Origin of the sequence: Pedobacter sp. 22163, assembly GCF_052045595.1 — a bacterium.
Classification (GTDB): Bacteria; Bacteroidota; Bacteroidia; order Sphingobacteriales; family Sphingobacteriaceae; genus Pedobacter.
Genome location: NZ_JBQEPM010000006.1, coordinates 126,328 through 140,284 on the forward strand (window position 1 = coordinate 126,328; position 13,957 = coordinate 140,284).

A 13,957-nucleotide genomic window follows, 5' to 3' on the forward strand; every position below is an offset into this window, starting at 1 on the left:
AATATACCATCCCTGTTAGTTCATTAATTATTTTAACCTTTAATGCTACGTTATGTTAGAAAATTTAAATAATATGGTGCGTGAAAACGTGCAGGAAAGTGTTGTAAACAATACTGCCATTCCGAACGAACAAAATGAAGCGGTAATCCAGGCTGCATCTGGTTCTATCTTCGATACGCTGAAAGATCAGGTATCATCAGGTAATATTGGTGCATTAACCGATATATTTAACGGTAATAAAGCAGAAGGTACCCAGGTTGCTGAGCAGGCTTCGGGTAATTTTATAGATAAATTAAGTGGCTTGGGCATAAATGCCGATACGGCGAAATCTTTGGCGGCAAGCATTATTCCGGGCCTGATTGCCAAGTTTACCCAAAAAACAAACGACCCGAACGATAGTTCTTTTAACATTAAAGATGTTTTGGGAAGTTTGGGCGGTGATGATGGTAAATTTGATGTAAGTGATGTAATCGGAATGTTTAATGGCGGTGGGCAGGCGCAGCAACCTGGCCAAACGGGTGGTGACGGTATTATGGATAAGCTGAAGGGAATGTTTGGGTAAAATCAATTGAAGATAATTATTTAGCAGATGAGGTTAAATAATTATCTTCACCGAAAAAATAAAATATGTATAGAGCGCTCTCACTATTGGCAGCAGGCTGCCTGTTTTTTTGTTGTTTCCTTTTTTCTTCTTGTGAAAAAGAGGGGGTAACTAAAATAGATACCTTAAGAATAATCGACACACTTGATGTTGATCGACCTATAAATCTTAAAGCTACAAAAGGCAGTTACGGAACTCGGATCACCATCTCTTGGACACCAATGCCATTGGCTCAAAAGTATCAGTTATATAAGTTTAATGATGTTACTCAAAAGTATGTTTTGTTAAAAGAATTAGCCGATACTACTTTTGATGATGCAGCTATAGCAAAATCTTTGACAAAGAACTTTTATAAAGTTAGAACTTACAATAATACAAAGTCTTTTAGTCGGTTTAGTGATGCAGATTTTGGATATACTTCCGCATTTAACTATTATAAATCACTATCCTTTGGCTCGGAAGGATCGGGAGCTGCACAGTTTAACTTTAATATGCACGTTGAAGTTGATAAAACCGGGAATATTTACGTTAGCGATGAAGGGTTAAACAGGGTTTTGAAATTCAATTCTACTGGAAGTTTTATTGAACAATTTTATAGTGGATCTGCTGCCAGAGCCGTTGCATTTTTTAGTAATGGCAATTACATTGCTACCCGTACCCAGAGCAGTAGCTACGTGCAAATATTTAACCCTAATAAACAACTGATAAAAGAGTGGGGTACTTATGGTACAGGTGATAGCAATTTCGGTAATATTGAATGTTTGACGATAGACGATGAACAGAATATCTGGATTGTTGATGGTGTGAACCACAGGATAAAAAAGTATGATCAAAATGGTAATCTCCTCTTGAAATTAGGAAAACAAGGAAAATCAGAAGGTGATTTTGATGCTCCATTTGGTATATGCTATTTCAGAAACAAAATATACGTTTCAGATACAAGGAATAATCGTATTGAAGTTTTTGACAAGAACGGTAAATTCTTAAAAGTCTTTGCTGTAAAGGGCTACCTTTTTGGCTTAAGGGCTTTTGGTGATAATATTTACATAGCCAACTCGGGCGAAAGCGTTATTATTAAGACTGATGAAAACGGAGATATTCAAGAAAAAATAGGTGCTGGTTCATTTTTGAATTTAGTGGATGTGACTGTTGCACCGAATGGAGATGTTATTGCCTGCGATGTTTACGGAAGAAGGATAATCGTATTTAAAAAAGGTTAAAATTTGCTTCTATAAAATTACGTAAAGCCATTCTTATACAGGATGGCTTTTGTTTTTTTACACAATTCCATCTCTCCTTAAAATTGTTTAGCTTAGGGCACCTAAACTAAATAATTCATTTATGAAGAAAATATTCCTGATCGGTTTTTCCCTACTGGCATTAAATTCTTTCGCCCAAAAATCAGATTTGAGGCCATTGGTTTCAAAAAAAGCTGATGCCATCGAACAAAAGGTAATTACGTGGAGGCGCGATTTTCACGAACACCCCGAATTGGGAAATACTGAAGTAAGAACAGCTGGCATTATTGCAAAACATTTAGAATCTTTAGGTATACAAGTAAAAACAGGCGTTGCCAAAACAGGCGTAGTTGGTGTGCTAAAAGGGGGTAAACCCGGACCAGTAGTGGCTTTACGTGCCGATATGGACGGCTTGCCGGTTACCGAACGGGTAGAGGTTCCGTTTGCCTCGAAGGTTAAAACGCAGTATAACGGACAAGAGGTTGGTGTAATGCATGCCTGTGGACATGATAGTCATGTGGCTATTTTAATGGGCGTAGCAGAAGTGCTGGCTTCTATGCAAAAAGATATTCAAGGGACGGTGAAATTCATATTTCAGCCCGCGGAGGAAGGTGTGCCTGCCGGAGATGAAGGTGGAGCAGCATTAATGATTAAGGAGGGCGTACTCGAAAACCCCAAAGTTGATGTAATTTTCGGTTTACATATCAATTCTCAGACCGAAGTAGGTGATGTAACTTATCGCCCGGGTGGTACAATGGCAGCGGTAAACGATATGAAGATTACTGTTACGGGCCGACAAGCGCATGGGGCTTATCCATGGAGCAGCATCGATCCTATTGTAGTTTCGGCCCAGATTATCAATGGCTTACAAACCATAGTAAGCAGGAATTTAAATGTGACCGAAAACCCAGGTGTCGTTACCATTGGGGCCATTAATGGTGGTGTAAGGTCGAATATTATTCCCGAAAAGGTAGAAATGTTAGGTACAGTACGCAACTTTAGTAAGGAAGATGAGGCCATGTTTATCGAAAGGATTAAAACCATAGTAACCAAAACGGCTGAAGCAGGCGGTGCAACAGCAGAAGTCAAAATCCCTTATAGCAACCATTATCCGGTTACTTTTAATAACATTGCGCTAACCGAAAAGATGTTGCCAAGCATGGAATCGACGGCAGGTAAGGATCACGTGAAATTAAAACCACCAGTTACAGGCGCAGAAGATTTCTCCTTCTTTCAGGAAAAAGTACCAGGTTTATTTGTGTTTTTAGGAGGGATGCCAAAAGGTAAAGATCCTTTAAAAGCTGCATCGCACCACACACCAGATTTTTATCTTGATGAAAGCGGTTTTGTTTTAGGGGTTAAATTACTCTCTAATCTTACTTTAGATTATATGTCGATGAAGAAATAAGGGTGGTTCATTAATTCATTTGTCGTTGGTTAATTAGTCATGGTGCCTAATGGATTAATAAAGAAAATAAAATTGATTAACAAACAGTAAAGGGTCAGTTTAATTGAAATCGCTTTCCGCCATGCATTATGCTCAAATCGATTTTATATATTTGTTCCATGACCAAAGAAAATATTCAGGATTTAAGGGACAGAGTAACGTCGCTGAGGAGGTATCTTTGACGTTGATGAGCTACTTTACGCCATCCGCGAAGAAGAAAAATTAACAATGGCTCCCGATTTCTGGGACGACCCTAAAAAAGCAGAAAAAATTCTTGCCGAAATCAGTTCAAAGAAAAAATGGACGGATGGCTTTAACCAAACCAATAATGCGGTTGAAGATGCAGCGGTAATGTTTGAGTTTTTTCAATCGGGCGATGCCTCAGAAGCGGAGCTGCAAGACCAGTTCGAGATCAGTAAAACTGCTGTAGAAGAACTGGAACTTAAAAACATGCTCCGTAGCAAGGAAGACCAGCTTTCTGCCGTTTTACAGATTACTGCTGGAGCTGGCGGAACTGAAAGCTGTGATTGGGCTTATATGCTGATGCGCATGTATATGATGTGGGGAGAAAAGAACGGTTATAAAATTACCGAACAGGATAGTCAGGAAGGGGAGGTTGCAGGTATAAAATCGGTAACGCTTCAATTTGATGGGGATTTCTCGTATGGTTATCTGAAAGGTGAAAATGGTGTGCATCGTTTGGTTCGGATTTCTCCATTCGATTCTAATGCCCGTAGGCATACATCTTTCGCTTCTGTTTATGTTTATCCCCTGGTTGACGATACAATACAGATTGATATTAATCCTGCTGATATAGAGTTCGAAACATTTAGGGCTGGTGGAGCAGGCGGACAAAACGTAAACAAAGTAGAAACAGCTGTGCGTTTATACCATAAACCTTCAGGCATCATTATTAAAAATCAGGAGTCGCGGTCGCAATTGCAGAATAAAGAGAATGCTATCCGTTTATTAAAATCTCAATTATATGAAATTGAGGAACGGAAACGTAACGAAGCAATTGCTGCGGTAGAGGGATCGAAAAAGAAAATAGAATGGGGTTCGCAGATCAGAAGTTATGTGCTGGATGACAGAAGGGTAAAAGATCACCGGACCAATTATCAAACCTCTAATCCCGATGCGGTTTTAAATGGCGATATTAACGGGTTTTTAAAAGCATATTTAATGGAATTTTAATCTAAAACAAATGGCAAAATCATCCATCCTTATCATGTTATTGGTTATGGCAGTTAACTATTCGAATGCCCAAGAAGTTGTACCGTTATATTCAGGTGAAATTCCGGGTGCTAAAACTACACCTGCTGATTATGTTGAAAATACTGAAGTACGTGCAAACGGTACCTTGAGTGTTACCAAAGTATCGGTACCTACGTTTACGGTTTTCGAAGCACCTAAAAATATTGCTACTGGAACTGCAGTAATTATTTGTCCGGGTGGCGGTTATGGCGCTTTGGCATTTAGCCATGAAGGAACCGATGTAGCCAAAAGATTTAATGCGATTGGAGTTACCGCTTTTGTATTGAAATACCGGTTACCGAGCGATCAGATTATGGTTGATAAAACTTATGGCCCCTTACAGGATGCACAGCAGGCCATTTACCTGATCAGAAAAAATGCAAAAAAGTATAGTATCAAAGCTAACAAGATCGGGATTATGGGTTTTTCTGCCGGAGGGCATTTTGCCTCAACTTTGGTTGCCCATTATAACGATCTTAAAATTTCCGATCCGGAAAAGATAGATCTTAGGCCAAATTTCGCTGCATTAATTTATCCTGTAATTAGTTTTGAAGAATCTGTTCACACAGGTACGATGAAGAATTTATTGGGCCCAAATCCTGCTGATAGTTTAAAACATTATTTCTCAGCCGATAAAAATGTAACCAGGAAAACACCCCCAACTTTTTTTGTACATGCTAAAGATGATAAAACTGTTCCTTTCGAAAATAGTGTTTTAATGAATGAGGCGTTAAAACAAAATAAGGTAGATACCGATATTTATCTGTACGAGAAAGGTGGTCACGGTTTTGGCTTAATCAACAGAACTTCGGATGTAGATTGGTTTAACTTGTTGGCTGACTGGATGAAAAAAGAGAAATTTTAATATCTTTGCTGATATTTTAACCTCTTAACCGGAAATTTTAATGCAAAAAACAATGAAATATGTTATGGTAGCTTTTGTTGCTATCATATCAATAGCAAGTTGTAAAAAGGAAATTAATTATAATGCCAAATTTGCCAATGGCGAAAATGGCTGTAAACTGGCAAGTGTTGATACTGATTTAGGCATACTGGGCCGATACGTTATTAACTATACTTATGATGCATCTGGTAAACTGATTAAGGCTACCAGCGATGGCGAAAGCAGGATATATACCTATACTGAGACAAAAATTACGGGTGTGTTACCTGGCGGCGAAAGAACAGAACTAACCATATCTGGTGGAAAAGCCATTTCGAGCTATAATTCAGATTTTTTTAATGTAAATGGTACCAGCGTTCCCGTAACCAGAACGTATACTTATAATGCTGATGGCTACCTAAGTGTAATAAAGAGTTATTTAGATAAGAATTTAAATTCTACAGCCGAGCTTACTTATTCGAATGGGAACCTAACGCAAAGCAAAATTACCTATGCTGAAGATGGCGAAACAGAAACAACCACATACGAATACTCCAGTCAGCTAGCTGTTAATCCATATGAAACTTCAGATCCAATTTCAGTGATTGTTGATTATATGCCTGGTGGTTACTTCGGTAAACATTCTAAAAATGTGGTCATAAAATCTATACAACGTTTATCAAACTTAGATGGTCAGCTGGTTTCTGATTATAGTTATAAATTTGATGCTAAAGGAAATGCAATATATACTTCAGTAAAAAGTGAACAGAAATTGGGCGACGGAACGATATTAAACGAATCTGCTGCAATTTTTAATTTGGTATATAACTGTAAATAGACAAAAAATATCTTACATAACCTTAGAATAAAGGTACAAGGATGGAAAAGGCCTGATCATAAACCGTGATCAGGCTTTTGTTTTTGTGGGGTTTTTAGCCGTCAATAAAATTAATTGCCCAAATATCAGAAACAGAAAATAACACATATTAAGAAAATGATGTAAAAATGCCCATTTTACCACTCTTTTTTTACGATTTAGCCCCTCATTTTCTGATAAGCCTGCGTATATCTTTGCTTACAAGCATGTCAATTTTAAAATTGAGATTATGTTTGTAGCCTAACCAAATCTTATGAAAAAAACACCAATCAACCTTGCCTGCCCTAAAGTAGTCGCTGAATCTTTTGTGCTTATTAATTATTGATTTACAGCTGATTGGTCACATCTAAATGCCTTGCAATTAACCAAATATTTACCTAATTCAAAAAAAATGAGAAATGAAAAAATGAAATGGTGTATGTTATTTACATGCATGTTTGTGGCGCTTTTATCTTGTAAAAAAGAGAAAGAAGAAGTTAAACAAGAAAACGGACAGGTTAAAGCCTGGGAAACATTAATAGATGGTAATTCTCTTGCCGACTATACTAATTTTGAGGCACAATGGAATTATAATTATCCCTGGGGTGCCGATCATAATGGTTCAGCCCGCATGGTAGGGAGTTCCTCAAATCATAACCAGCTCTCGTTAAGCGGAGGTGTACTCACCATCAAAGCTACCCGCTTGGCCTCATCTCCAGGAAACAGTACGGCTAACGGTTTTACCAATATTGCTATTTGGTACAATTCGGGTGCTTGTTATGCCAAACAACAGGTTGTAATTAACGATCAGTTTCCCAGTTATACCATTTCTGGCGATTTTGCTGTACCCACCAGTAGAGGAACCTGGCCTGCTTTTTGGATTACCGGCGTTAATTCATGGCCACCTGAAAGCGATATCATGGAGTTTAAAGGCAGTAACACTAATTGGCAGAATACTTATGATGGTGGTTGGGAGAATAAACTTACAGCAGTTTCTAATGCGGCCTCATACCATAACTACAAATGCTGGTACAATAAGGTAAATGCAACAGATGTAGATTGCCATTATTATATTGATAACGTGTGGGTAGCCAAGCATACCATGAGTAATTCGGTAAATAAACCCATGTGGCTAATTATCAACATGCAAATGGAAGGCGATAGCGGCGCTCCAGGCCCTTCTGGCAATACGTTCTACACAGGTAAGAATGTTTATATGGGTAGAGAAAGAGCTTTTTAATTTATAAAAAACAAACACTCACTTTCGGAGGTAGCTTTATAGCTGCCTCCTTTTATAGCATAAAATAAATATGAAAAAAAGCCTAAGCATTTTGGCCTGTATACTGCTCTGCATTTTATTTGCACAGTGTAAAAAGGATGAATTGGCTGTGCCAGAGAATGATGTTAATTTGCTAATCGCTAAAATTAATCTGTTAAGGCAAAGTGGGTGTAATTGTGGTACAATATACATGCCCCCGGTACCTACCCTATCATTAAATAACCAATTGCAAAATGCCGCAATAACTCATGCCAAAGATATGGCACAGCAAAACTATTTTGATCATTTATCTCCTGAAGGCGGTACCCCAGCAGAGCGTGCATTAAATGCAGGTTATACAGGTGATTTTAGGGCAGAAAATTTAGCTAAGGGATATAGTCAGGCAGATCAGGTAATTGCTGCATGGAAAAATAGCGTAAGCCATTGTAAAGCCATGATGGATGCTAAAAGCAAAGAAGCTGGTGTAGGTATGGCCCAAAACTATTGGGTGGTAACCTTTGGTAATCCGTTATAATTCTTTTATCGTTTTATCAATCACATCCAATAGTCCATCGGTATAAGCATCATCTGTTAATTCCCAAAACATAATGCCATTTAATTTTTGATCGATAACATATTTGGTTTTTAATGAAATTGATTTCCGATCGTCAAAAGTGGCAAGGTATTTTGTTTGTGGATTATAATAATATGGGGCTTTGGCTTTCTCGTCCCAATAATAAGTATAGCCATTTTCTGCAGTGAACTGCTTTTTAAAATCCTTAAAAGAAACACCGCTTAAAAATTTGGTAGGCTGGTATAATCCCTGGTTGGCCTCGGTAGTGTTTTCAAAAATACGGGCGTAAAAAGCTGCTCCCAATGCAATTTTTTGTGCGGGTACACCTAAATCTATTAAAGCTTTTACTGCGTAATCGCCTGATAAATATTGTTGAGCGGTAGCATATAACGGGGTATGGTGACCGCTTTGTGTCGCATATCCGCTTACCAGATCGTAGCTCATCACATTAACCCGGTTTACCAATGGCATCACCTTATCCCATTCGAAACAAGAATCGATGCAGTTTTTTGTGCTGCCTGCTGCAAAGCTAATTTCGGCCTTTTTACCTAATTTTTTACGGAGTTCTTCAATCAGTAAAGTGAAATTATGTTTATCTTCAGGTGTATATCTATGTCCAGGAAAGCCAACTACTGCAGGGTATTCCCAGTCAATGTCTATCCCGTCGGCATGGAAAAAATCGAGTATTTCTTTAGTGGTTTTGGCAAATGTTTTTCGTCCCCCAGCCCTGCTGAATACCTCCGAACAATCTTTGCAGGCACTCCAGCCACCCATAGCAATCATTACCTTTAAATCAGGGTTCCGTTTCTTTAAGTCGACCATCTTTGAAATCAGCGCAGAATCTTTAGCGGAGCTAATGTTTAAACTATCACCCTTCAAATGACCGAAACTATAAATTAAATGACTTAATTTTTCGATAGGAAAGCTATCTATTACTGAATTTTGTCCGGTGTAATAAGCAATTACGTTTGGTTTAATTGTTTTTTGAGCTTTTGTTTGGATACTCAAAAATGATAAGGAGATGATGGCTATAATGAAGAACAGTACAGTGGGGGCGGTAAGCTTTCTTTTGTGCATGGGATCTGGGTAAACTATTTTTCGGCAATAATATCTTGAAGTTCGTTCAATTCGGCAACCTTATCGGTAGCCCCTGCATTTTCATAAGCCGAAATCAGGTTTCTGATTACCCGGCGGATAATATCGCTATTGCTGCAAGGCCTGTAATATTCGGGCAGGGCCTCTAAATTAAGCTGACGAAGAAACTGATCAACATCGTGTTTGCCGAAGATATTGCCACGGTTAAAAGCATTGATGTAAAAAAGTACGCCATATTCGCTTCCTTCCTGTTTGCTATCATCTATGTAACCTAAAATAAAGTGCTGCGGCAAATTTATCCCATAAACAGGCAGATCTAATTTCTGTGCCAGGGTAGAATAGATAATGGCCAGCGAAATCTGATTACCCTTTTTACTTTCTAAAACCTGGTTTAAATAAGAATTTTGAGGGTCGTGATGGTTTTTGGTATTCCCACCAAAACCATATTGTTGATACAAAACGTGATTGATCAGTTTAACTTTTTCAACCGAACTCATTTCGTACTGAAGGCCCAACCAGATATCTCTTTTAATTTCTTCCAGCTGGTTAATTACCTTTTGCTCATCTAAATCCGGATATTGATACCGGTTAATAATCAAAGCGCCTTGTAATAAATCAAAAGCACCACTTAAATACCATAAGTTTAAATCTTCTTTAACCGTTTTAAACTGGATCTGATGAACAATGTTTTCAATTCGCTCCTGTAACAATCCATCAAAAGACTGTTCCCAGGCATTTTCTAAAAAATGTACTACTTCGCCGCCATATTCAAGCAGTTTCTTTTCTACATGATGGAAAACTTCCTCGTCAGGATCATCCAACAATTTTACTAAAGCACTTATCTCTGCGTTATTTTCCATAAAACATACCTACGTTTGCAGTGTTTAATTACTTTTGCAATATTATGCTATTTCAATTTATTACAGATTACCTTAAACACCGTTTAACAGCAAAAAGCCGACATGGAACGCACTCACCATTCGTGTACAAGCTCGCTGATGAGGTAATTTACGATTTTACCGACAAATCTGAATACAAAAACATAGAAGAACAGCGAAAAAAACTTTTTAATGACGATTCGATAATCACTGTTACAGACCTTGGGGCGGGTTCTCATCTCAATAAGAACCGTACAAAAAAGGTAAGTCAGATTGCGAAGAATGCGTTGAAAAGTCCGCGCTTGGCCAAACTGATTTATCGGCTGGCGAAAAATACAAATCCTAAAAGTGCTATAGAATTAGGCACCTGCCTTGGCATTACAACAGCTTATCTGGCCACAACAAGTGCTGATACAGAAGTGATTAGTATAGAAGGCTGTCCGCAAACGGCAGAGGTGGCGAAGAAAAATTTCGAGGATCTAAATTTAGAGAATATCGAGCTTCATGTGGGCAATTTTGATCTGATCTTACCCGATGTTATTGCGAAACAACCAAGTTTAGATTTCGTTTACATTGACGGTAACCACCGCAAGGATGCTACCCTGAATTATTTTAACTGGTGTTTGCTTAAAGTTAATGAGAATTCACTGCTGATTTTTGACGATATTTATTGGAGCGAAGGTATGAAAGAAGCCTGGACAGAAATTAAAAACCATCCTGATGTTACCCTAACAGTAGATTTGTTCTGGATCGGCTTGGTTTACTTTAAAAAAGGACAGGCAAAAGAACATTTTAAGCTTAAATTTTAAAAAATGAATGTTGAACCCAAGTTAGAAGGCATCCAGAAACGATCAGCGCTATTTATCCTGTTGATAAGCCTGTTTTCCGGGATCGCTTTTTATTTGGTTTCGCTTTTTTTTAAAATGAGTGTGCTTACACATATCATGTTCGGTTGGGATATATTTTGTTTAATCCTAATTTCCCTCCATTGGTATATGTTTTTTCATACTTCCGCTGCCGAAACACATCTTAAAGCGAAAATGCAGGATGAAACTCGAGGCGAAATTTTTGCTATTGTGGTGGTTTCTACTTTTGCTGGTTTGCTTGCCGTAATTTTGTTGCTGATTAATAAAGATATTGAGCCACTCGATTTAGTGGTAGCCATAACAGGTATGTTTTTATCGTGGTTTTTGGTGCACACCACCTTTAGCATGCGTTATGCACACCTTTATTATGGCGACGATAAAAAGAAACATATTGATAAAAAAGGAGCAGGACTTGAATTTCCTGGAGATGATGAGCCTGATTTTATCGATTTCGCCTATTTTTCTTTCGTGCTCGGCATGACTTTCCAGGTTTCTGATGTAGAAATTTCAGATCGGAAGATCAGGCGGCTTTCCCTTTTACACAGTTTAATCGCCTTTATCTTTAATACTGTAATTGTAGCGTTAACCATTAACGCATTGGCTGGGTTAAGTAAATAAGTTTTAGCTAAGGCTTTGGAAACTTACGAAGTTTAGGCAGGCCAAAGCACAGGCGAACTTCGTAAGTTTGGCCTGGTGTGGGCGAGGCTGTAGTAAATTTTAGTATTTTGGAAATGAGCAATCCAGTTCTTTTGGCGGGCTTCAGTCCCGCTCTCCGTTCCTTCCGGTGAAGAACCGGAACCACTTCGATCAGGTTTAGTTACAAGGGATAGATGCCTTTTGGCTCATGCCAGGAGCAAGCCATTCGGTCGTAAACCTGACAGCAGCGAGCACGAAGTGTAACGGAGTAAAGCGGATGGCAGGGCTTCACTTGCCAAGAACCACAGTCTGTACGTTTTCCAACAAATAAAATAAAATCAATTTATCTTATTGTATATCAGTCTTTTATTATTTTAAACTGATTTTTCAGTAATATAACTTGTTTTTTAGTTGTGAAACTGAAAAATAAGTTATAAGTTTGGGTATGGAAGAATTAACTAAAGCGGAAGAGCGCATTATGCAGGTTTTATGGAAACTGCAAAAGGCATTTGTGAAAGATATTATTGATGAACTGGAAGAAGAACCTAAACCACCTTACAATACCATTTCCTCAATTGTAAGGCTTTTAGAGAAGAAAGGCTATGTTAATTATAAGGCCTATGGAAAAACTTACGAATACTTTCCGGCGATTACAAAAGATGAATATGCCAAAACTACCTTTTCGAAATTGTTTTCAGGTTATTTTGATAATTCTCCAACCAGCCTTTTATCGTTTATGGTAAAAGAAGAAAAACTAAGTGAAAAGGATATAGAAGAAATTAAAAAGATCATTAACCAAGATCCAAAATCATGATTTTAATTTACTTATTAAAAGTATCGGCCTGTACCTTAATCTTCTTTGCAGCCTATCAGTTCTTACTGGCTAAACTCACGTTTTTTAACCTGAACCGTGCTTATTTATTAATAATGCTGGTGTTGAGTTTTAGTATTCCGGCAGTTACCATCGAAAACCGTCAGGAAGTAATGGTAGCCAGCCAGGAGATTCCGTCAAAAATAGCTTACAGCAACGATGGTTTTGTTGAACGGGATTTTGTAGATGATGGTAATGCTGCTAACGCTACCATAAACTGGGATCAAGTGCTCATGTATGGTTATTGCTTGGTTTTAGCCGCCCTTGTTTTTAGAATGCTTTTTATGATGGCACGTATTCAGATGCAATTGCGAAAACATGCCATTGAAAGGAGTGCTGCCGTTATCCTGGTCGATGCGAAATCAACCATAAAAAACTGCTCTTTTTTTAACCAGATTATTGTCGACTCCGCTTTGCAGCAAGAAGAAAAAAACCTGGTAATTAAACACGAATACGTTCATGTGAAGCAGTTGCATGCTGTCGACAAATTTTTGGTCAATTTCGTTACTGCAATCCTTTGGTTTAACCCCATTATTTATTTCTGGCGGAACGCCATCGATCATAACCACGAATTTCTGGCCGACCGTGAAACTTCTAAAGTTGCAGATAAGAAGGTTTATGCTTCTTTACTTTTAAATCTGGCTATGCCAGCTAAAAATTTAGCCATTAATAGTTTCAGTAAACTTCCACTAAAAAATAGAATCATGATGTTGTATAAAGAACCAAACGCCAAGCTGCAAAAGCTTGCCTATTTAGCCATTGTTCCGGTTTTAATGATCTGCTGTATGGCATTTATAAACCGCAAAGAAATTATTGTTGAGAAAACGTCAGTAGGGAACCAGGCTTCTGCGGATGCACCGACAAAACCAAATGTTTATGCTATGAACTATTTAAACAGCAATATTAGGGTTAATCCGAATGCTGCTTTTAATGAAGTAGAACCTACATTGGTTATTGATGCCGGCCACGGCGGAAAAGATGGAGCTGTAAGCTCCCTGGATGGACAAAAGGAAAAAGACTTAAATCTAAGGGCGGTAAAAATCCTGAAGGAAGAAGCCGCAAAAAGAGGGATTAAAGTAATATTAACCAGAAATTCTGACCAGTTTATTTCACTTCGCGATCGTTTACCAAAACAAGAAGCTACGGCTTTTATTTCCATCCATCATAATGCAACACTTGCAAATGCCGCTGTACCTTTCGGTGGTATTGAAATTTATGTTTCGAAACTGAACAGCAATATTAAAACTGCTGAAGATCTGGGTGCCGGAATTTTAAGCAATCTGAAACAGCTTAAAGGGATGGAAGTAGGAGATTCATTAAAGAACGCAAACCTTTTGTTGCTCCGCGAATCTAAAATACCTGCAGTTTTAATTGAGCTTGGAAATATATCAGACAGTAAGACGCTTGATTATATCAATCAGGAAAAAAATATCCGAAGAATCAGTAATTTGATTTTAGATGGATTTGTAGCTTTTTCGAAACGCGGCTGTTAATAAATTA

Annotated in this window: 14 protein-coding genes; 12 read left to right on the forward strand and 2 right to left on the reverse strand. The window is 38.1% G+C overall.

The annotated features are described in order from the left end of the window. Nucleotides 1-52: 52 nt before the first annotated feature. From ACTJKN_RS16620 to ACTJKN_RS16655, 8 genes are all read left to right on the forward strand, one after another. A complete protein-coding gene (locus ACTJKN_RS16620) occupies nt 53-562 on the forward strand; it encodes a hypothetical protein (RefSeq protein ID WP_440826732.1) in 510 nt (169 codons plus the stop codon). A 65-nt stretch (nt 563-627) separates the two neighbouring features. Further along, nucleotides 628-1,821: a hypothetical protein gene (locus ACTJKN_RS16625; protein ID WP_440826734.1), complete on the forward strand. Its 1,194-nt coding sequence runs from the start codon at nt 628-630 to the stop codon at nt 1,819-1,821. Nucleotides 1,822-1,942: 121 nt separating this feature from the next. Continuing rightward, nucleotides 1,943-3,247 (forward strand): amidohydrolase, encoded by a 1,305-nt coding sequence (locus ACTJKN_RS16630; RefSeq protein ID WP_440826736.1) that lies wholly within the window; start codon nt 1,943-1,945, stop codon nt 3,245-3,247. Between the two features lie 158 nt (nt 3,248-3,405). Continuing rightward, nucleotides 3,406-4,480, forward strand: a protein-coding gene (gene prfB, locus ACTJKN_RS16635) for a peptide chain release factor 2 (RefSeq protein ID WP_131030342.1) whose coding sequence is annotated in 2 segments (ribosomal slippage) — nt 3,406-3,465 and nt 3,467-4,480 — 1,074 coding nt in all. Because the reading frame shifts where the segments join, the coding sequence is not laid out codon by codon here. A 10-nt stretch (nt 4,481-4,490) separates the two neighbouring features. Beyond that, on the forward strand, nt 4,491-5,405 hold the full coding sequence (locus ACTJKN_RS16640) for an alpha/beta hydrolase (RefSeq protein WP_440826739.1): 915 nt from the start codon (nt 4,491-4,493) through the stop codon (nt 5,403-5,405). Between the two features lie 40 nt (nt 5,406-5,445). Continuing rightward, nucleotides 5,446-6,261 (forward strand): DUF4595 domain-containing protein, encoded by an 816-nt coding sequence (locus tag ACTJKN_RS16645; protein ID WP_440826740.1) that lies wholly within the window; start codon nt 5,446-5,448, stop codon nt 6,259-6,261. A 430-nt stretch (nt 6,262-6,691) separates the two neighbouring features. After that, nucleotides 6,692-7,519: a glycoside hydrolase gene (locus ACTJKN_RS16650; protein WP_440826742.1), complete on the forward strand. Its 828-nt coding sequence runs from the start codon at nt 6,692-6,694 to the stop codon at nt 7,517-7,519. 70 nt (nt 7,520-7,589) lie between these two features. Then, nucleotides 7,590-8,072 (forward strand): CAP domain-containing protein, encoded by a 483-nt coding sequence (locus ACTJKN_RS16655; protein ID WP_440826744.1) that lies wholly within the window; start codon nt 7,590-7,592, stop codon nt 8,070-8,072. Here ACTJKN_RS16655 and ACTJKN_RS16660 read toward each other — a convergent pair. Both ACTJKN_RS16660 and ACTJKN_RS16665 read right to left on the reverse strand, forming a co-directional pair. Then, the gene (locus ACTJKN_RS16660; protein WP_440826746.1) at nt 8,067-9,188 is read right to left on the reverse strand and encodes a glycoside hydrolase family 18 protein; all 1,122 of its coding nucleotides are present in this window, start codon (nt 9,186-9,188) and stop codon (nt 8,067-8,069) included. The genes ACTJKN_RS16655 and ACTJKN_RS16660 overlap by 6 nt on opposite strands. A gap of 14 nt (nt 9,189-9,202) precedes the next feature. Then, the gene (locus ACTJKN_RS16665) at nt 9,203-10,066 is read right to left on the reverse strand and encodes a transglutaminase-like domain-containing protein (protein WP_440826748.1); all 864 of its coding nucleotides are present in this window, start codon (nt 10,064-10,066) and stop codon (nt 9,203-9,205) included. 44 nt (nt 10,067-10,110) lie between these two features. Between ACTJKN_RS16665 and ACTJKN_RS16670 the strand changes: the two genes are divergently transcribed. The 4 genes from ACTJKN_RS16670 to ACTJKN_RS16685 all read left to right on the forward strand — a co-directional run bounded on the left by ACTJKN_RS16670 (nt 10,111) and on the right by ACTJKN_RS16685 (nt 13,950). Then, complete coding sequence (locus ACTJKN_RS16670) at nt 10,111-10,893, forward strand: O-methyltransferase (RefSeq protein WP_440826749.1); 783 nt, start codon at nt 10,111-10,113, stop codon at nt 10,891-10,893. Between the two features lie 3 nt (nt 10,894-10,896). Beyond that, the gene (locus ACTJKN_RS16675) at nt 10,897-11,568 is read left to right on the forward strand and encodes a DUF1345 domain-containing protein (RefSeq protein ID WP_440826751.1); all 672 of its coding nucleotides are present in this window, start codon (nt 10,897-10,899) and stop codon (nt 11,566-11,568) included. Between the two features lie 463 nt (nt 11,569-12,031). Further along, nucleotides 12,032-12,400 (forward strand): BlaI/MecI/CopY family transcriptional regulator, encoded by a 369-nt coding sequence (locus ACTJKN_RS16680; protein WP_057931716.1) that lies wholly within the window; start codon nt 12,032-12,034, stop codon nt 12,398-12,400. After that, nucleotides 12,397-13,950 (forward strand): N-acetylmuramoyl-L-alanine amidase, encoded by a 1,554-nt coding sequence (locus tag ACTJKN_RS16685; protein ID WP_440826753.1) that lies wholly within the window; start codon nt 12,397-12,399, stop codon nt 13,948-13,950. Before ACTJKN_RS16680 ends, ACTJKN_RS16685 begins: the two co-directional genes overlap by 4 nt. The last annotated feature ends 7 nt before the right edge of the window (nt 13,951-13,957 follow it).